General features: G+C 70.4%; 14 protein-coding genes and 1 riboswitch. Of the genes, 4 read left to right on the top strand and 10 right to left on the bottom strand.

Features of this window, described 5'->3' with window-relative positions; all coding sequences use genetic code 11:
* Positions 1 to 52: 52 nt before the first annotated feature.
* From ACX12L_RS11320 to ACX12L_RS11305, 4 genes are read right to left on the bottom strand one after another with little or no spacing between them, the layout of a single operon-like run.
* On the bottom strand, positions 53 to 823 hold the full coding sequence (locus tag ACX12L_RS11320; RefSeq protein WP_459262645.1) for an SDR family NAD(P)-dependent oxidoreductase: 771 nt from the start codon (positions 821 to 823) through the stop codon (positions 53 to 55).
* A 23-nt stretch (positions 824 to 846) separates the two neighbouring features.
* Entirely contained in the window at positions 847 to 1,524 is a 678-nt protein-coding gene (locus ACX12L_RS11315; RefSeq protein ID WP_459262644.1) for an RluA family pseudouridine synthase, read from the bottom strand.
* The gene (locus tag ACX12L_RS11310; protein ID WP_459262643.1) at positions 1,514 to 3,682 is read right to left on the bottom strand and encodes a PAS domain-containing hybrid sensor histidine kinase/response regulator; all 2,169 of its coding nucleotides are present in this window, start codon (positions 3,680 to 3,682) and stop codon (positions 1,514 to 1,516) included. Before ACX12L_RS11310 ends, ACX12L_RS11315 begins: the two co-directional genes overlap by 11 nt.
* A gap of 60 nt (positions 3,683 to 3,742) precedes the next feature.
* On the bottom strand, positions 3,743 to 4,141 hold the full coding sequence (locus ACX12L_RS11305) for an FKBP-type peptidyl-prolyl cis-trans isomerase (protein WP_459262642.1): 399 nt from the start codon (positions 4,139 to 4,141) through the stop codon (positions 3,743 to 3,745).
* Positions 4,142 to 4,598: 457 nt separating this feature from the next.
* On the opposite strand from ACX12L_RS11305, the gene ACX12L_RS11300 reads away from it, so the two are divergent.
* The 4 genes from ACX12L_RS11300 (at position 4,599) to ribB (ending at position 7,854) form a co-directional block, all read left to right on the top strand.
* Positions 4,599 to 5,315, top strand: a complete 717-nt coding sequence (locus ACX12L_RS11300) for a LuxR C-terminal-related transcriptional regulator (RefSeq protein ID WP_459262664.1) — start codon at positions 4,599 to 4,601, stop codon at positions 5,313 to 5,315.
* A 116-nt stretch (positions 5,316 to 5,431) separates the two neighbouring features.
* Positions 5,432 to 6,208 carry a sensor histidine kinase gene (locus ACX12L_RS11295; protein WP_459262641.1) on the top strand — a complete coding sequence of 259 codons (777 nt, stop codon included), beginning with the start codon at positions 5,432 to 5,434 and terminating at the stop codon, positions 6,206 to 6,208.
* A 4-nt stretch (positions 6,209 to 6,212) separates the two neighbouring features.
* Positions 6,213 to 6,800 carry a hypothetical protein gene (locus ACX12L_RS11290; protein WP_459262640.1) on the top strand — a complete coding sequence of 196 codons (588 nt, stop codon included), beginning with the start codon at positions 6,213 to 6,215 and terminating at the stop codon, positions 6,798 to 6,800.
* A 93-nt stretch (positions 6,801 to 6,893) separates the two neighbouring features.
* Positions 6,894 to 7,070: riboswitch (FMN riboswitch) on the top strand.
* Between the two features lie 106 nt (positions 7,071 to 7,176).
* Positions 7,177 to 7,854: a 3,4-dihydroxy-2-butanone-4-phosphate synthase gene (gene ribB / locus ACX12L_RS11285; RefSeq protein ID WP_459262639.1), complete on the top strand. Its 678-nt coding sequence runs from the start codon at positions 7,177 to 7,179 to the stop codon at positions 7,852 to 7,854.
* A 13-nt stretch (positions 7,855 to 7,867) separates the two neighbouring features.
* Here ribB and ACX12L_RS11280 read toward each other — a convergent pair whose 3' ends face one another.
* From ACX12L_RS11280 to dsrO, 6 genes are all read right to left on the bottom strand, one after another.
* Positions 7,868 to 8,707 (bottom strand): TlpA family protein disulfide reductase, encoded by an 840-nt coding sequence (locus ACX12L_RS11280; RefSeq protein ID WP_459262638.1) that lies wholly within the window; start codon positions 8,705 to 8,707, stop codon positions 7,868 to 7,870.
* The gene (locus ACX12L_RS11275) at positions 8,700 to 10,130 is read right to left on the bottom strand and encodes an ATP-binding protein (RefSeq protein WP_459262637.1); all 1,431 of its coding nucleotides are present in this window, start codon (positions 10,128 to 10,130) and stop codon (positions 8,700 to 8,702) included. The genes ACX12L_RS11280 and ACX12L_RS11275 overlap by 8 nt, the downstream gene beginning before the upstream one ends.
* Positions 10,127 to 10,789, bottom strand: coding sequence for a response regulator (locus ACX12L_RS11270; protein ID WP_459262636.1), 663 nt, complete (start codon positions 10,787 to 10,789; stop codon positions 10,127 to 10,129). Before ACX12L_RS11270 ends, ACX12L_RS11275 begins: the two co-directional genes overlap by 4 nt.
* Before the next feature lie 40 nt (positions 10,790 to 10,829).
* Positions 10,830 to 14,003, bottom strand: coding sequence for a molybdopterin dinucleotide binding domain-containing protein (locus ACX12L_RS11265; RefSeq protein WP_459262635.1), 3,174 nt, complete (start codon positions 14,001 to 14,003; stop codon positions 10,830 to 10,832).
* Between the two features lie 92 nt (positions 14,004 to 14,095).
* Positions 14,096 to 15,157, bottom strand: a complete 1,062-nt coding sequence (nrfD, locus tag ACX12L_RS11260) for an NrfD/PsrC family molybdoenzyme membrane anchor subunit (protein ID WP_459262634.1) — start codon at positions 15,155 to 15,157, stop codon at positions 14,096 to 14,098.
* 20 nt (positions 15,158 to 15,177) lie between these two features.
* Entirely contained in the window at positions 15,178 to 15,960 is a 783-nt protein-coding gene (gene dsrO / locus ACX12L_RS11255; protein ID WP_459262633.1) for a sulfate reduction electron transfer complex DsrMKJOP subunit DsrO, read from the bottom strand.
* Positions 15,961 to 16,200 lie beyond the last annotated feature (240 nt).

The raw sequence follows: 16,200 nt of genomic DNA, 5'->3' as shown, positions 1-16,200 counted from the left end.
ATAAGCGCAAGCAGCTATCAAATATATAGTTAATGCATCCATGCGCCGCAACTCAGGCATCGCGCACATCGGCCACGGGGATATTGCCGAAATCCGCGCGCTGCAGCCACGCCAGCACCCGGGCGGCGGCCGCGGCCGGCGTGGTGAGCGCGCCGCCCGTCTTGAGGGTTGCAAAATTCTGCGCGTCCGGAAAATCGGCCGGGTTGGCGCTGCGCAACTGGACCTGCATGTCGGTATCGATCACACCGGGAGCCAGTGAGCATACCTTGGCGCCATGGGGTTTGGCGGCCTCGTCCAGCGCCAGGCAGCGCGTGAAGTGGTCCAGGCCCGCCTTGGCCGCGCAGTAGCCGGCCTGCGAAGCCATGGCGCGCCGGCCCAGGCCCGAGGAAATGTTGAGTACTTTGCGCGGGATGGCGCCCCAGGCCTCGGTCGCGCCCAGGAAGGCGGCCGTGAGCAGCATCGGCGCCTCAAGCCCCACGCGCAGGGCGTTGGCCAGGCTGGCCATGTCCTGCGCGCTGGTGTATGCCGATAGCGGCGCGATGCGCGGAATCACGCCCGCGTTGTTGATCAGCGTGGCGCCGGCATAGCGCCCGGCGGGCTGCGCGGCCAGCCAGGCATGCAGCCGCTGCGCCACCTGCGCCGCCTGCGACAGGTCCACCGTCCATTGCTCCAGCGTGGCGCCGGCGGGCGCGCCGGCAGCCAGATCCGGCTGGGCGTGGCGTGCCATGCAGACCAGGGTGTGACCCGGCTGCAGCAACTGCTGGCCCATCGCCAGTCCCATGCCGCGCGAGGCGCCGGTGAGGATGAAAAGCTGTTGAGTCATGCCGCCATGGTAGCCGCCCGGGGTCAAAACGGCGGCTGCGAGGCGTAGGCACACCAGCCGCCATGCAGCGGATGCCCGAACCCGAGCGCGCAGGCATGCAGCAGCAGGCGCGGTGCGCGGGCCTGGGTGGCCGCGTCGGCGTACAGCGCGTCGCCCAGTATGGGATGGCCCAGGGCCGCCAGGTGCACGCGCAGCTGGTGCGTGCGGCCGGTCACGGGTTCGAGCTCCACGCGCGTCGTGCCGCCGGCCTCGTCGTGCGCCAGCACGCGCCAGCGCGTGAGGCTGGCCTGGCCGCGTCCGGCGTCCACCACGCGCAGCGGGCGGCGCTCCCAGTCGGCGGCGATGGGCAGGGCAATTTCGCTCCATTCGCCGGCGCTGCCGCCGGCGGGGCGCAGCAGGCCCGCCACCACGGCCTGGTAGCGCTTGTGCACGAGGCGCTGCGCGAAGGCATGGCTGAGCGCGCGCTGCATCGCGCCGCCCCGGGCCATGAGCACCAGGCCCGAGGTGGGCTGGTCCAGCCGGTGCACGATGAGCGCGTCGGGCCACAGAGCCTGCGCGCGCGTGCTCAAGGAGTCCTGCTTATCCGGCCCGCGCCCGGGCACGCACAGCAGTCCGGCCGGCTTGCGCAGCACCAGCAGCGTGTCGTCGGCGTGCACGCAATCGACGCTGGTGTGCGCGGTGCGGGGCGGGTCAGCGCTCATGGGCCAGGCGGTCCACGGTGGCGCACAGCTCCTCCACGTCGTTGGGCTTGTGGATCAGGGCGCGTGCGCCTTCGGCGAGGGCCGCCTGCTCGATCTCGGCGGTGACATAGCCCGAGGCCAGGGCTACGGGCAGGTCGGGCCGGATGGCGCGCGCGGCGCGCACCAGGTCCAGGCCCGAGTAGCCCGGCATGTTGTAGTCGGTGACCAGCAGGTCGTAGCGCCCGGGCGCGGCGCGCAGCGCGTCCGTGGCCTCGTGCGGGTCGGTGAAGCCGCTGACCGCGTAGCCCCTGCGGCGCAGCAGGCGCTGCACCAGGAAGACCAGGGCCGCGTCGTCGTCCACGTACATCACATGCCGCTGGCGGTCGCCCGTGGACGGCGCCGGCGCCTTGGGGGCGGGCCTGGGCGCGGCGGCTGCCGAGGGCGCATGCGCCTCCTGGTCCGCCACGGGGAAGTACAGCGTGAAGCGGCTGCCCTGGCCTGGCGCGCTGTGCACGTCGACGCCGCCGCCGTGGGTGCGCATCACGCCGTGCACGACGGCCAGGCCCAGCCCCGTGCCCTGGCCCACGGGCTTGGTGGTGAAGAAGGGCTCGAAGATGCGCGACAGCGTGGCCTCGTCCATGCCGGGGCCGTTGTCCTGCACGCGCAGCGCGACATAGTCGCCCGCGGCCAGGCCCAGGCTCTCGCGCAGGCGCTGCTCGGGCTGCACCAGGGCCGCATCCACCTCGATGCGCCCGCGCGCGCTGCCTATGGCATGCATGGCGTTGGTACACAGATTCAGCAGCGCCTGCTCCACCTGGGTGGGGTCGGCCAGGAGCGGCGGCAGCTTTGGGGGGATATGCATGCTCAGCTCGATCTCCGGCGGCAGCGTGACGCGCAGCAGGCGCTCCGTGTCGTGGGCCACCTCGGCCAGGGCGACGGCCGAGCGCTGGGGCGCCTCGTTGCGGCTGAAGGTGAGGATCTGGCGCACCAGGTCGCGCGCGCGGCGCCCGGCCTTGCCGATCTCCAGCAGGCTTTCGTGCAGCGGCGTGCCGGGTGTGCTGTCGGCCTTGGCCAGCTCCACGTTGCCCAGGATGGCATGCAGGATGTTGTTGAAGTCGTGCGCGATGCCGCCGGCCATGGTGCCCACGGCCTGCATCTTGTGGGACTCGCGCAACTGCGCCTCCAGCGCGTCGCGGCGCGCCTCCTCGCGCTTCCTGCCCGTGAGGTCGCGCGCGAACACGGTGGTGGTCTCGCCTTCGGCATGGCGTTCGAAGGAGACGCTGATCTCCACCGCCAGCTCGCGCCCCGAGGCCGTGAGCGCCGTCATCTCTCCGAGCGCTGCCTGGGTGGTGAGCTGGGCGAAGGCCATGACCTGCTGGGCCTGCGGCAGAAAGCGGCTCAGGGGGCTGCCCAGGGCGTCGCTCGTGGCGCACTGGAACAGCATGGCGGCCGTGGGATTGAAGACGGTGATGCGCTCGCGCTGGTCCACGCAGATGATGGCGTCGAGCGCCGAATTGATCACGGCTTCCAGCCGGCGCTCGCTTGCGTGCAGCTGCGCGTTGCGCTCCTGCAGTTCCTGGGCGCTGCGCTGAAGGGCCTGGCGCTCGGCCAGCAGCGGGCCCTGGTCGATCACGGCGCAGAGAAACTGCGTGAGCGGCGCCTCGTCGTCGGTGTGCGCCTCGATGCGGGCGATATGCAGGTCGCCGGTGATGTGCCTGTGCTCGTCGATCTCGAAGACGACCTCGTTGGCCTCGGCCGTGCCATGCTCGAGCGCAGCCGCGAACGTGGCGCGCACGCGCGCCGCGTGCCTGGGGCTGACGAAGGGCATCAGCGCGACCAGCGGCCGATCGCGCTCGCTGGGCTGGAACGAGCGCTGCGCCATGGAGTTGGCCTGTACCACCACGTCGTGCTCGTCGAGCACCATGAGCGACAGCGGCACGTTGGAAAACAGCGCCTCGAAGCGTTCGGAGGCGCTTTCCGCCGCCGCCTGGCTGTAGCGCAGGACCTTGTTCTGAGCCTCCAGCTCGGCCTGCGAGGCGCGCAGCTCGGCGATGAGCTTGGCAATGGCGCCGCTGGCGCGTTCGGGGCCGCGGCGCTCGGACAGCCCTGCGGGGGGCTGCGGAGGGTCGGATGCCGGCTGTGCGTCGCGCAGGAGAAAGGACAGGTCGGGATGGCTCATGACGGCGGTGGCGAAATGGGCGGCAGGCCGTCTGCCAGTGTACGGGCAGAGCGGCCCGGCTCAGCGTACCGAAAGCAGCTCCACCTCGAAATGCAGGGTGGCGTTGGGTGGGATCACGCCGCCAGCGCCGCGCTCGCCATAGGCGATGGCCGCGGGGCAGGTCAGGCGGGCCTTGCCGCCGGGCTTCATGCGCTGCAGCCCCTCGGTCCAGCAGGGGATCACGCGGTTCAACGGAAACTCCGTGGCCTGGCCGCGCTTGTACGAGCTGTCGAACTCCTTGCCGTCGGCGAGCGTGCCGCGGTAGTGCACCCTGACCGTGTCGGTGGCCCTGGGCGCCGTGCCGCTGCCTTCCTTGAGTGATTCGTAGACCAGGCCGCTGCTGGTGGTCACTGGAACTGCCTGGGCAAAGGCCGCAGGGGCCAGGGCAAGGCTGGCGAGCACGGGGACGAGAAAGCGCATGGAGGAAAGCTCAACAGATGAAACAATGGCCCGATGGTAGGGCTTTCGGAACCGGTTCCCACGCTCCCTCCCATTCTTCGAGAGCGATCTTCCGCGATTGCCACCCCGGCAGGGCGGCGGGAGGGCGGGATCTGGCGGGCAGCGGCTTGGAGCCGGCCTCGTGCTGCCGGCACGGCGGGAGTGCCGCTGGGTTCGAGGCTCCATGGATTTCGCCTTCCATTTGTGGTAGTTTCCAAAGGTCAGCCCGGTAACATGGAAGAGTTCCCAATGCTGCATCCGGGTGTTCCGGTGTAATTTGCTTACCGTGTATGGCGGGTCTTTACGGACCTTACGTTTTTGAATGTGTGCCAGCACACACGACAGTCCGAAGGAGGTCTGCATGCTGAATTCGAAAGAAGCCAACGGCACCAGCCCTTCGGCCGCGGGGGAGGATCCGCCGGTCTCGGGACAGTTCGCGATGCTCCAGAATCCACCATCCATGTGGCCGGATTTCATGGCCGGGCAAGTCGAGAAGCCGGTGCGCGTGCTGCTCGTGGATGACGACGCGCACATGCGCCGCGTGATCGCCCAGGAGCTGATGGCAGACCAGCGCACCTTGCTGGTGGCGCAGGCCGCCAGCGTGCGCGAGGGCCGCAAGGCGATCAAGCAGCACGAGTTCGACGTCATGCTGGTGGACCTGAATCTGGGCGATGGAGAAGGTTTTCAGCTCATCGACTACATGAAGTCCACCCGGCCCACGGCCGAGGCCGTGATCATTTCCATCATGGAAAACGATGACCAGGTGCTGCATGCGTTCGAACTGGGCGCCACGGGCTACCTCGTCAAGAACTCCTGGTTCGGCAGCTATCCGCAGGCCGTGTTGCAGGTGGCCAACGGCGGCGCGTCCATCACGCCCCATCTGGCCCGGCGGCTGCTGCAGCGGTTTGACCATGGCGTGGTGGCCCCGGCCGCCCACGAGAAACCGCAGGAAGAACGGGAGACGGAGCGCCTGTCGCAGCGCGAGAAGGAGGTGCTGCGCATGGTCGCCAGCGGCTACACCAGCGCCGAGATCGGCACCCGCCTGCTCATCAGCAGCCTCACGGTGAACACCCACATCAAGAACATCTACCGCAAGCTCCAGGTGCGCACGCGCGCCCAGGCAGTGCGCTTCGCGTCGCTGCGGGGCCTGTTCTGACCGGAACCTTTGGAGTGCGCAGGGCGGGAGGCCTTGTATGCCGCGGATAACAAAAGGAAACCATGTTTCGCACGCGCCCACCAGTGTATGCATTGGCCTGTGCTGCCCTGTGTCTCATGCAACTGGTGGTGAATGTCTTGCTGGTGGCCTACGCCGACCGGTTCGCGCATGAAACCGCCCTGCGCTGGCAGATCCTCAACCTGGGCATCGCTTCCGTACTGGGGGTCCTGATAGTGCTGCAGGTGCCGCGTGCGCTGCAGTGGCGTCCCCGGCGCAGCATTCGTCCAAGCCGCGAACTCAAGATGGAGCGCCAGCGCATTGCACGCGACCTGCACGACCAGGTCGGCTCGCAGCTCGTGCATGCCATGGCCCTGGCGGACGGCGGCTCGCCGGCCATGCGGCCGCTGCTGCAGGCGCTGGAGCAATGCCTGCTGGACCTGCGGCTGCTGGTCGACTCCATGGATGGTGACGACGACGCTCTGTCCGACCGCCTGGCACGCCTGCGCCACCGTATCCAGCCGGTGCTGGACCACCGTGGCATCACGCTCGATTGGGACGTGATGCCGGCCGACGATACCCCCATGCCCGTGGGCCGGCCCGCGCGGGAACTCACCGCCATCGTCCAGGAGGCGCTGAGCAATGTGCTGCAGCATGCATCGGCTACGGCCGTGTCGGTCAGGTTGGAGCATGTCCGGACGGCCGATGGCGGCGCCTGGCGGCTGCGGGTCGCGGACAATGGCAAGGGCCTTGCGACCGATCCTGCGGGGCATGAGGCGGGCCATGGCATCGCGGGCATGCGGCTGCGGGCCTCCAGGGCGGGGGGGCTGCTCGAACTGCTGCCTTCCTCGGAGCATGGCCTGTGCGTGCAGGTCACGCTGCCCGTGATGGAATGAAGTGATGAAGATGAAATTCTTGTGGCTTCCAGGCGTGTTGCTTGCATCGGCTCTTGCGGGCTGCGCGGGCCCGCAAGGGCTGGTCCCCCAGGTCCAGCAGGGGCAGGCGGAAGGCGGGGCCAAGACGGTGACGGTGGCGCCCGAAAGCGCGGCCTGTTCGCGGGCGCAGTGCCCCGTTCTGGCGGCGGCATGGAGCAGCGCCAAGGCAGGCCAGGCGGTGCTGACCGTGGGCCTGCCCTATCAGACGGCCGAGGTGACGGGGGCGGACTTCCACTTCGGCGGCAGCCAGACGGTGCACGTGCGCTCGCGCTCGCGTGCCGATGCCCAGGCCCTGGGCTTCCCCGCCACCGCTTTCGATGTGCCCCTGGGCCTGATCGACCAGATCGCGTACATGCCGCGCAGCTGGGTGCGCGTGTACACCGCCGACGGACGCAGCGTGGACGAGACGCTCGACAGTGGCGAGCAGCGCGGCAGGGCCGTGGAGGCGATGGGCCATTTCCTCCGCGCCGTGGAGTCGGCCAGCGGCAAGGCGATCAGCACCGAAAGCAACCGCGGCGGCCTGCTGGAGCGCCTGGGCGGGGGCAAGAGGTAGGCCCTGGCGCCGTTTCCTGCCGAAATTCCCCGGCGCGTGCGGGGGGCGCTGGAAAGTGTCCCTAGAATGGCAGGGCCGGCCCCCGGGCCGGCATCGCGTCTTCAGGGCGGGGCGGAATTCCCCACCGGCGGTAGGCGAAGGAGCGGCGCAATGCCGCAGGTCTTCGCGAGCCCGCGAGCGCCCATCGCCGAGCGTCCCTTGGCGGCGGGGTCAGCAGATCTGGCCATACACCAGAGCCGACGGTCACAGTCCGGATGAAAGAAGATGCGCTAGCCCGTGCGTGCCCCTGCGGCGCTGGCCTTGGCCGTGCGCGTGGGGCGCGTGCGGCTGCGCGCCCCGAAAACGTCTTCTCAACCTGTCAACGAGGAGCGTTTGAATGTCTCAAACCCAAACCACCCTGGGCGCCCAGCGCCTTCACCCACCGGCCGAAACCCCTGCGGATGCGGCGCAACGGCGCGTCCTGGCCGCACTCGATGCGGTGCGCCGGGGCATCCCCGTGGTCCTGCTGGACGACGACGACCGCGAGAACGAGGCCGACCTCATCGTGGCCGCCGAGCGGCTGACCGAGCAGACCATGGCCCAGTTGATCCGCGACGGCAGCGGCATCGTCTGCCTGTGCATGACCGACGAGGACCTGCGCCGCCTGGAGCTGCCCCCTATGGTCGAGAAGAACGAAAGCGCCCACGGCACCGCCTTCACCGTGACGATCGAGGCCCGCCACGGCGTCACCACCGGCGTCAGCGCGCGCGACAGGCTGACGACGGTCCGGGCCGCCATCCATCCCCGCGCCCGCCCCGCGGACCTGGTGCGCCCCGGCCACGTCTTTCCCCTGCGTGCGCACCCGGGCGGCGTGCGGGCCCGCCCGGGCCATACCGAAGGCACGGTGCACCTGTCCAGCCTCGCCGGGCTGCGCCCTGCCGGCGTGCTGTGCGAACTCATGAACCCTGACGGAACCATGATGCGCGGCGCACAGGTCGCCGCCTACGCTGCGGCGCACGGCCTGCCCGTGCTCACCATCGCCGATCTGGTGGCCCACAGCCGCACGGCTCCCTGAGAGCGTGCTCTTTTCATGGTGCCTGCCCCGAAACGGCTGCGGCGGCGGTGATCTGCGCCAGGTGCTGGGCCAGCGTGGCGGCGGATAGCTCGCCCGCGCGCACGGCCTGCAGCCGGCCCTGGGCGTCGTAGAACAGCGTGGTGGGCAGGGCCTTGTAGCCGAGGCTGCGGCTCAGCTGCGACTGCGTATCCAGCAGCACATCGGCCATGGGCAGGCCCTGCTGGGTGGCATAACGCAACGCCGTCTCGGGCGGCTCGCCCTGGTTGACCCAGACGAAGCGCACGCCAGGGTGCGCCTGGCGCCCCTGCAGGAGCACCGGCATTTCGCGCCGGCACGGCGGGCACCAGCTGGCCCATAGGTTCAGCACCATGGGCTGGCCGCGCAGCTCGGGCAGGGCCACGCTGCGCGCGTCCAGCGCCGGGCCGCGCCAGTCGGGCAGCTCTGCGGTGCGCTGCGGCGCCATGGCCTGCACGGCGGCCAGGCCCGCCAGCCAGATGGCTGTGAACGTGGCCAGGCCGGCCAGCGCCGGCTGGCGCCAGGGGCTGCTGCGCAGCCACAGCAGGCCTAGGTAGAGCAGGGCGGCGGCCAGGCCGGCCCAGGGCTGCCAGCCGCCGTCGCGTATGTCCAGCGCCGACCAGGGCGCAGCGCCATATTCGGCCGGGTACTGCAGCACGAAGCCCAGGCGCGCCGCCAGCACCGCCACCAGCGTGAGCCGCCAGGCATGCGGGCCGGGGGGCAGGGCGCGGCGCCGCGCAAGCCTCTCGTGCACCCAGTTGCCCAGCTGCCAGCCGGCCACGAGGATGATCAGCACCCAGGGCAGCACCAGGGGCCCGAGCTGCAGCATGTTATCCATGGGCCGGTTCGGTGGGTGGCGCCAGTGCCGGCAGGCGCAGCCGCGCCAGCAGGCCGGGGTCGGCGGGCTGCAGCACCAGGCTGCCGCCGGCGCTTTCGGCAATGCGGCGCACGATGGTCAGGCCCAGGCCGCTGCCCGGCCCGCTGCTGCTCTTGCGCCAAAAGCGCTGCAGCGCCTGCGTGCATTCCTGTTCGGCAAGGCCCGGGCCATGGTCGCGCACGGCGATGTCCACGCTGCCGTCCGGGCACAGCCGCAGCGCGACGCCCACCGCCTCGCCGCCCTGGTGGTGGCGCAGCGCGTTGTCCAGCAGGTTGGTGATGGCGCAGGTCAGCAGGGCAGGGGGCAGGGCGATGGCGACGCTGTTCCAGGCGCCGGCGCCGGCGGGCGTTTGCGCAAGATGCACCCGGGCGTGCGGCCAATGTTCCGCCCGGGCGCGCTGCTGCGATTGCTGCGCCGCCAGGTGCACCGCCTGGGCGATGGCGGCGCCTTGGGTGACGGGTGCCTCGGCGCTGCTGGCGCTTTCCACGCGCGCCAGCTGCAGCAGTTGCTCCAGCGTGTGCTGCATGTGGGCCACGCCCTCGCCGGCATGGGCCAGGGCCTGCGCGGCCGCCTTGGGCGGGGCGCTGCCGGCCAGCGCCATCTGCGCCACCTGCACGTGGGTCTTGATGGCGGTGAGGGGCGTGCGCAGCTCGTGCGCGGCGTCGGCCGTCCAGCGGCGCTCGTGGGCGATGGCGGCATCCATGCGCGCCAGCAGCTGGTTCAGGCTGGCGACCACGGGGGCAAGCTCCTGCGTGTCTCGCCCGGAGTGCACCGGGGTGGGGTCCTGCGGTGCGCGTGCGCGCAGTTCCTGCTGCAGCCTTTGCAGCGGGCGCAGGGTGTGCGTGCTGATCCACCAGACCAGTAGCACCAGGGCCGCCAGCGCCAGGGCGAACGGCAGGGCCAGCGCGTGCCAGGCCGAGCGCACCAGCTGCGCGCGCGTGTCCAGCCGGTCGGCCGTGGCCACGCGCAGGCCGCCGTCTTCCAGCACGTAGGTGCGCCAGGCCTTGCCGCCCTTGGTGGCGTAGCCAAAGCCGGTGGCGCCGTGCGTGGCATTCTCCGGCGCGCCGCCGGTGCGGGCGATGGGCAGGATGCCGACCTCGCTGCGCACCAGGCTGACCTCGCAGGCCACGCCGTCGCGGGCGATCACGGTCTGCAGGCCGGCCTGCTGCGCCGTGCCGGCGGTGCTCTCGGGCGTGGGCTGGAACTGGTGCACTATGCCGGCCACCATCTTGGCCGAGGCCACCAGGCGCTCGTCGAACATGGCGTTGAGCTCGCGCTCCAGGCTGTAGCTGCGCCACAGGGCCACGCCGCCCCACAGCAGACAGCTGGCCAGGCCCAGGCACAGCACCAGGCGCAGGCGCAGGCTCCTGGGCAGTTGCATCATGCGCATGCGCCCAGGCGAAAGCCCTGTCCGCGCACGGTTTCGATCAGATCGGGGCCCAGTTTCTTGCGCAGGTGGTGCACGTGCACGTTGACGGTGTTGCTTTCCACGTCCTGCTCCAGGCCGTACAGGCTGTCGTGCAGCTGCGTGGTGCTGAGCACGCGCCCCTGGGCCTGTATGAGCGCCTGCAGCAGCGTCCATTCGCGCCGCCCCAGCTCCACGCGCCGGCCGGCGCACCAGACCTCGCCGCTGTGCATGTCCACCTCGCAGTGGCCCAGGTGCACGCGGTCGCTGGCGCGGCCGCCGGCGCGGCGCAGGAGTGCCTGCAGGCGCGCCACCAGCTCGGGCAGGTCGAAGGGTTTGGCCAGGTAGTCGTCGCTGCCGCTTTGCAGGCCCTCGACCTTGTCCTGCAGCGTGGTGCGTGCGCTCAGGATCAGCACCGGCAGCATCTTGCCGGCCGCGCGCCAGCGGCGCAGCAGCTGCATGCCGTCCCCGTCGGGCAGGCCCAGGTCGAGCACGCAGGCGTCGTAGCCGCGCGCCGCCAGGTGGCTTTCGGCCTCTGCCGCATTCGCGGCCCAGTCGCAGCCCAGGCCGTGCAATGACAGGCCGGCCTGTATGCCGCTGGCGACCAGCGGGTTGTCTTCGACGAGAAGGATGTGCATGAACGTTGGTGAAACGCCCGATTCTAGAAAGAGCGCCCGCTCACACCTTGCGCACCCTGACCGGCAGCCCCTGGCGCACCACGGCGCCCGACACCCAGTCGATCCACACGTTGTCCCTGGCGGGCCGCGTGGGGTCGGCGAAGCCCAGGGCGTTGAGGTTCACGCCGTTGCCGTGCTGCGGGTTGTGCGCCATGGGCTTGCCGTCCACCTGGTGCGCCGCTGCGCCCAGCTGCTTGTGGCCGTAGCCGTATTCGATGGCCACGGCGCCCCGGGCGATGCCGCCGCGCACCAGGGCCACGCCCTGCACGCTGCTGCCCGGGGTGCTGACCTCGATGCGGTCGCCGTTGGCGATGCCCAGCCGCTGCGCGTCCTCCCGGTTCAGGCTGATGGGGTTGTGCGGGTGCACCTGGCGCAGGCGCGTGGCGGCGATCGACATGCTGCTCATCAGATTGGACTTGTACGAGCTCATGGTGAGCGGCCAGTCCTTCTCGGGGAAATGTGCGCGCATGCTGCTGCCGTCGGCAAGGCGCGTGGGGAACCAGGTGGGGCAGCCCATGTAGCGCTCGCCGGTCATGGAGTGGCGCATCCTGGCCAGGCCCTCGTGCCAGATCTGCACCGGGAACTTGTGCGCGGCCTTGACGTGTTCGCCGGCCCAGGCGTCCTCGATCTTGTCGAAGCGTCCGCCGCGGCTCATGACCATGGCCACGCGGCGCACCTCCTCGGGCTTCAGGCGCTGCTGCACGTCCGGCATCCAGCGCGTGAGGCCGGTGATCTCCAGGTCGTCGTCGCTGGCCTCGCCCACGGGCTTGCCGGCCTGGTAGGCGATGTTGGCAATGGCGCGGATGTACAGGTCCTCGGCGCTCTCCAGGTCCAGCGGCTCGCCGTCGCGGGTGGCCATGGCGTTCTTGCCGAAGCCGGGTAGCTGCAGCTCCTTGGCGAGGGCGAACAGGAAGCTCTCCAGGCTCACCGCCCGGCCATCGGCGGTCTTCGCCGTGGCCGGCTCCACCACGGGCCAGCGCACGGTGCTGGTCTTTGCGATGACGTCGGCCCAGGGCGCGCCTATGCCCCAGCTTTCATAGGTGACGGTGTCGGGCACGATGTAGTCGGCCAGGGCCGAGGTCTCGTTGATGAAGGGATCGACGGAGATGAACAGCGGCAGCTTCTTCGGGTCCTTGATGGCGCCGACCAGGGTGTTCTCGAAGCCGCAGATGGCGTACACCGGGTTGCTCATGTGGTTGATCCAGGCCTTCACCGGGTAGGGGTAGCCCAGCAGGCCGGCGGCCAGCATCTCGCTGCTCATGTTGCCCGGCGCCGGGTACCAGGGCGCGCGGGCGGGGTAGGGGTTCTGGCCGGCTTCCTTCTTGCGCCTGAACTCGCTGGTCTTCTCGTAGGGAAAGCGCGTGCGCGACAGCGGCACGCCGGTGGGCTTGACCGCGCCCTCGAACTGCGCAAGGTTGTAGCGCGGCCCGGGGCCGAACGGCCCGAAGGGGCCGGCGTCCAGCACCCAGCCGCCCTTGACGTTCAGGTTGCCGATCAGGTTGTTCAGCATGGCGATGGCGTAGGCGGTGTAGAAGCCCGCGCCGCTCATGGTGCCGCCGTGCGAGTTGGCCACGGCCTGCTTGCCGTGGCTGGTGAATTCGCGCGCCAGCTCCTCGATGTCTTTCACCGGCACGCCGCACAGCTCGGAGTATTCCTGCAGCGTCTTGCGCCGCGCCTCTTCGCGCAGCTTGACGAAGGCGGTGCAGACGGGGATGGGCGCGGGCTCCTCGGCGGCGCCGGCCGCCTTGCGCGGGGCGAAGTCGCGCTCCACCGCCAGCTCGGCCGCCTGGGCCACGGTGTGGGGGGCGAGGGTGCCGTCGGCCAGCTGCACCACGTACACGTCCTCGGCCGGGGTCTTGTCGTCGATGGGCTCGGGCATCGGCAGGCCGATGTCGGCGCCGCGCAGGAACTGGCCGTAGCGCGGGTGCCTGGGGTCGTTGACGAGCAGGTGGGTGGCGTTGCTCCATGCCGCCTCGCCCGCCGCGGCCATGGCGGCCGGGCCGGGCTGGGTGAGGAAGCGCGCGTCGTAGCGCTCGTTGTCGATGATCCAGCGGATCAGCGCCATGGCCAGCGCCAGGTCGGTGGCGGGTTTGATGGGCAGCCAGCGGTTGTTGTCGCCCGCGGCGTGGCTGGACGACATGGGCAGTATGGGTGAGACCACCACGTAGCGGTAGGTGTTCTCTTCGCGCGAGCGCGCCTCGGCCAGCTCGCGCCCCATGCGCTGGAAGGGGTTGCCCGCCTGCGCCGGCGCGGTGCCCAGGAACAGGCCGAAGCGCGAGTTCTTCCAGTCCGGCTTGCCGTGCGGCATGCCGGGGATGTTGCCCAGGGCCGCGGCCGTGCCCACGCGGTAGGTCTGGCCGCAGTAGGCGCCGTGGTTGGCGAAGTTGACGGTGCCGAAGGCCGGGCCGGCGAAGCGGCGGATCAGCGGCGTGCGCCCTTCGTTGGAGGCGTCGGTGAACAGAAGCTGGTTGGACCGGGGGCCGTACTCGGGGTTCTCGGCATCGATCAGGGTCTTCACGTCGCGGATCGCGGCCAGGCCGTCCACGTGGCCCTCGCCGAACAGGTCGCCGCCCTGGCAGACCTCCTTGACCAGCTGCTCCATGGAAATCGTCTGCCACCGGCCCGAGCCGCGCGGGCCCACGCGCTTGAGGGGCGCCAGCACGCGGTGCGGCGCCGTCTGGTGCTCCAGCATGGCCGAGCCGCGTGCGCAGCTGGTGGCGCGGCCCTCCAGGCCGTTGTCGCCGCCCAGCATGGCGTAGACCTCGCGCACCGGCGTGTCCATGGGGGCGTTGTGCGTGGTGGCCAGCGGGTGGTAGGGGTTGCCGGCGATGCGCAGGATCTTGTTGTGCTCGTGGTCCACGCGCACGCGTATGCCGCACTGCGTCCAGCATCCCAGGCAGCTCGACGGGCTGACGGTCTGGCCCGGCTGGGCGCTGAGCTTGCCGCTCACGGGGTCGATGCGGAATTCGGGCGTGAGCGAGTTGCCGCGCGTGGCGCTCTTCGTGGGCGTGCCGGATGTGCCCTTGACCAGGCCCTTGGCGCCCTTGGCCAGGGTCTCGCCATAGCCGGCGGCAAACGCCGCCAGGCCGCCGGCCACGGCGCCGCCGCGCAGCAGCATGCGGCGGCGGTTGGCTTCGGGTTGTGCGTTGGAGGGGGTGGGTTTCTTGTCGCTCATGTGAGCCCTTTCGGGGCGGGCCTGGCAGCTTTGTTTACTATCGAATACGTAGCTGCTTGCGCCCGACCATATTGCGGTTGAGGCTGATTTTTCTATGAATTGGCTGGCGCTGCCCAGGCCGCCACGGCGGGCTGGCGCGCGGGAAACAGCTCCAGCGCCCAGCTCGCCAGCGCCACCAGCGCCACGCACAGGCCGGCCACGCCCAGCATGCCCATCAGGCCGTCGCCGCCCAGCGGCATGCGGTACAGGTACAGGCCGGCGCCGTACTTGGGCACGCCCTGCACGCTCATGAACAGCGCCCAGCGGAATGCCCAGGCGCTGGCCGCCAGGCCCAGGCCCAGCGCCAGGGTGTAGCCCGGGGCCGCCAGGCGCTGGCGCCCGCGCGCCAGTGCCGCGAGCACGGCCACGCCGCCGATGGCCGAGGCCACCATGCCCAGGCGCCACACCGGAAAGTCATGCCACAGGCGCGCCGCGGCCTGCACCGAGGGGCTGCGCGCCACCAGGCCCAGCGTCAGCCAGCTGAGCGTGGCCAGCGCCAGGGCCGCGGCCAGCCCCAGGCCCAGGGCGCGCAGCAGTTGCAGCGCGCCGGCATCGGGACGCAGGCGGGCGGGCAGGAAGCGCTCGACGAGGAGCATCGCGCCCACGGTGGCCAGCCAGCCGGTCAGCGCCAGGTTCACCGGCAGCCATAGCGTGTTCCACAGCGGGCGCGAGCGCACCACCATGACCTCGGCGCCGGTGTAGGCGGTGATGGTGAGGGCCGACACGGCCAGCAGCGGCGCCAGCAGCCGCATCCAGCCGTGCCGGCCCAGCCACCAGCTGGCGCACATGGCCACCGACAGGCCAATGAAGGCGGGCAGCAGCAGCGCGCCCACCGACATCCACGACCAGGGCGTGAAATGCGCGTAGAAATGCCAGAAGCGCGCCGGCTGGTGCAGGTCGGCCAGCAGCGAGACGGGCGCGGCAATGGCGCTCACGGCCAGCGTGAACACGGCGGCCGGCAGCAGGCGCCGCAACGCGCTGCCCGCCGGCGCCCAGGCGCACAGCGCGGCCAGCAGCGCCGCGCCGGTGGCCACGCCCACGAGGAAGAAATACTGCACGGCCCAGGGCAGCCAGGCGGCTTCGTACTGCGGGGTCAGGAGCTCGGTGATGTGCATGATGGGCGTCCCTCGCTTCTTCAGTGATCCGACACCAGTCGCACGCTGGCCTGGCCGTCCACGCCGTTGACGAACTCGTCGGGCAGGCCGATGTAGAACACGCGCGGCGCGGTCTTCATGCCGGGCTTCAAGACCTTGATCTCGTCCTTGTGCCCGGCCATGCGGCGGTTGATCTCGCTGTCCGGATCTTGAAGGTCGCCGATCACGCGCGCGCCGCCCACGCAGCTCTCCACGCAGGCGGGCAGCAGGCCCGCCTCCAGCCGGTGCTCGCAGAAGGTGCACTTGTCGGCGGTCTGCGTCTCGTGGTTGATGAAGCGCGCGTCGTACGGGCAGGCCTGCACGCAGTAGCCGCAGCCCACGCAGCGCTCGTTGTCCACCAGCACGATGCCGTCGGTGCGCTGGAACGTGGCCTGCACCGGGCACACGGGCACGCAGGGCGGCTCCTCGCAGTGGTTGCACAGGCGCGGCAGGCTGACCATGGCGGGGGCGCCGCCATCGGGCCTGTCCACCTCGTATTGCAGCACCGTGGTGCGGAACTGGCCGATGGGCGGCTGGTTCTCCACCGAGCAGCTCACCGTGCAGGCCTGGCAGCCGATGCACTTGCGCATGTCCACCAGCATGCCGAAGCGCTTGCCCTGCATGCCGGGGCGGCGCGAGGGCTGGCCGGGCTCGAAGATGGTGGCGGCCTGGCTGGCGCCCGCCATGCCGAAGGCCGTGGCCAGGCCTATGAGCTCCTGCAGGAAGCCGCGCTTGCCGGCTTGCGCCGGCGCGAGGGGATCGGGGGTGGGTGTGAGGTTTGGCATGAATACCTTGGGATATTTATTTTGTGCAGGTATTTTTTGATGGATGGGCTGATTATGTATTTGATCGTCGTCAAATAATATTTCCGATATTTTTGGATGTTTCTTGCGCGCGAGTGCCTTATTTTGTTTGAGGATTATTAATGGAATATTAAAAATCCCGACTGCATTGCTGTGCGATTGCGGATGCAGCACTGGTACAGGATTGCGGGGCAGCGGCATCCCGCCATTACCCTGTGCGGG

Source organism: Alicycliphilus sp. T452, from assembly GCF_054512775.1.
This window is presented reverse-complemented; position numbering and strand designations above follow the sequence as displayed.

Excerpts from the sequence above, each read along its gene's own strand:
- ACX12L_RS11315 (WP_459262644.1), bottom strand. The coding sequence starts at position 1,524 with ATGAGCGCTGACCCGCCCCGCACCGCGCACACCAGCGTCGATTGCGTG.
- nrfD (WP_459262634.1), bottom strand. The coding sequence starts at position 15,157 with ATGCACATCACCGAGCTCCTGACCCCGCAGTACGAAGCCGCCTGGCTG.
- ribB (WP_459262639.1), top strand. The coding sequence starts at position 7,177 with ATGTCTCAAACCCAAACCACCCTGGGCGCCCAGCGCCTTCACCCACCG.
- ACX12L_RS11265 (WP_459262635.1), bottom strand. The coding sequence starts at position 14,003 with ATGAGCGACAAGAAACCCACCCCCTCCAACGCACAACCCGAAGCCAAC.
- ACX12L_RS11320 (WP_459262645.1), bottom strand. The coding sequence starts at position 823 with ATGACTCAACAGCTTTTCATCCTCACCGGCGCCTCGCGCGGCATGGGA.
- ACX12L_RS11290 (WP_459262640.1), top strand. The coding sequence starts at position 6,213 with ATGAAGATGAAATTCTTGTGGCTTCCAGGCGTGTTGCTTGCATCGGCT.
- ACX12L_RS11275 (WP_459262637.1), bottom strand. The coding sequence starts at position 10,130 with ATGATGCAACTGCCCAGGAGCCTGCGCCTGCGCCTGGTGCTGTGCCTG.
- dsrO (WP_459262633.1), bottom strand. The coding sequence starts at position 15,960 with ATGCCAAACCTCACACCCACCCCCGATCCCCTCGCGCCGGCGCAAGCC.
- ACX12L_RS11295 (WP_459262641.1), top strand. The coding sequence starts at position 5,432 with ATGCAACTGGTGGTGAATGTCTTGCTGGTGGCCTACGCCGACCGGTTC.
- ACX12L_RS11305 (WP_459262642.1), bottom strand. The coding sequence starts at position 4,141 with ATGCGCTTTCTCGTCCCCGTGCTCGCCAGCCTTGCCCTGGCCCCTGCG.
- ACX12L_RS11310 (WP_459262643.1), bottom strand. The coding sequence starts at position 3,682 with ATGAGCCATCCCGACCTGTCCTTTCTCCTGCGCGACGCACAGCCGGCA.
- ACX12L_RS11270 (WP_459262636.1), bottom strand. The coding sequence starts at position 10,789 with ATGCACATCCTTCTCGTCGAAGACAACCCGCTGGTCGCCAGCGGCATA.
- ACX12L_RS11300 (WP_459262664.1), top strand. The coding sequence starts at position 4,599 with ATGCTCCAGAATCCACCATCCATGTGGCCGGATTTCATGGCCGGGCAA.
- ACX12L_RS11280 (WP_459262638.1), bottom strand. The coding sequence starts at position 8,707 with ATGGATAACATGCTGCAGCTCGGGCCCCTGGTGCTGCCCTGGGTGCTG.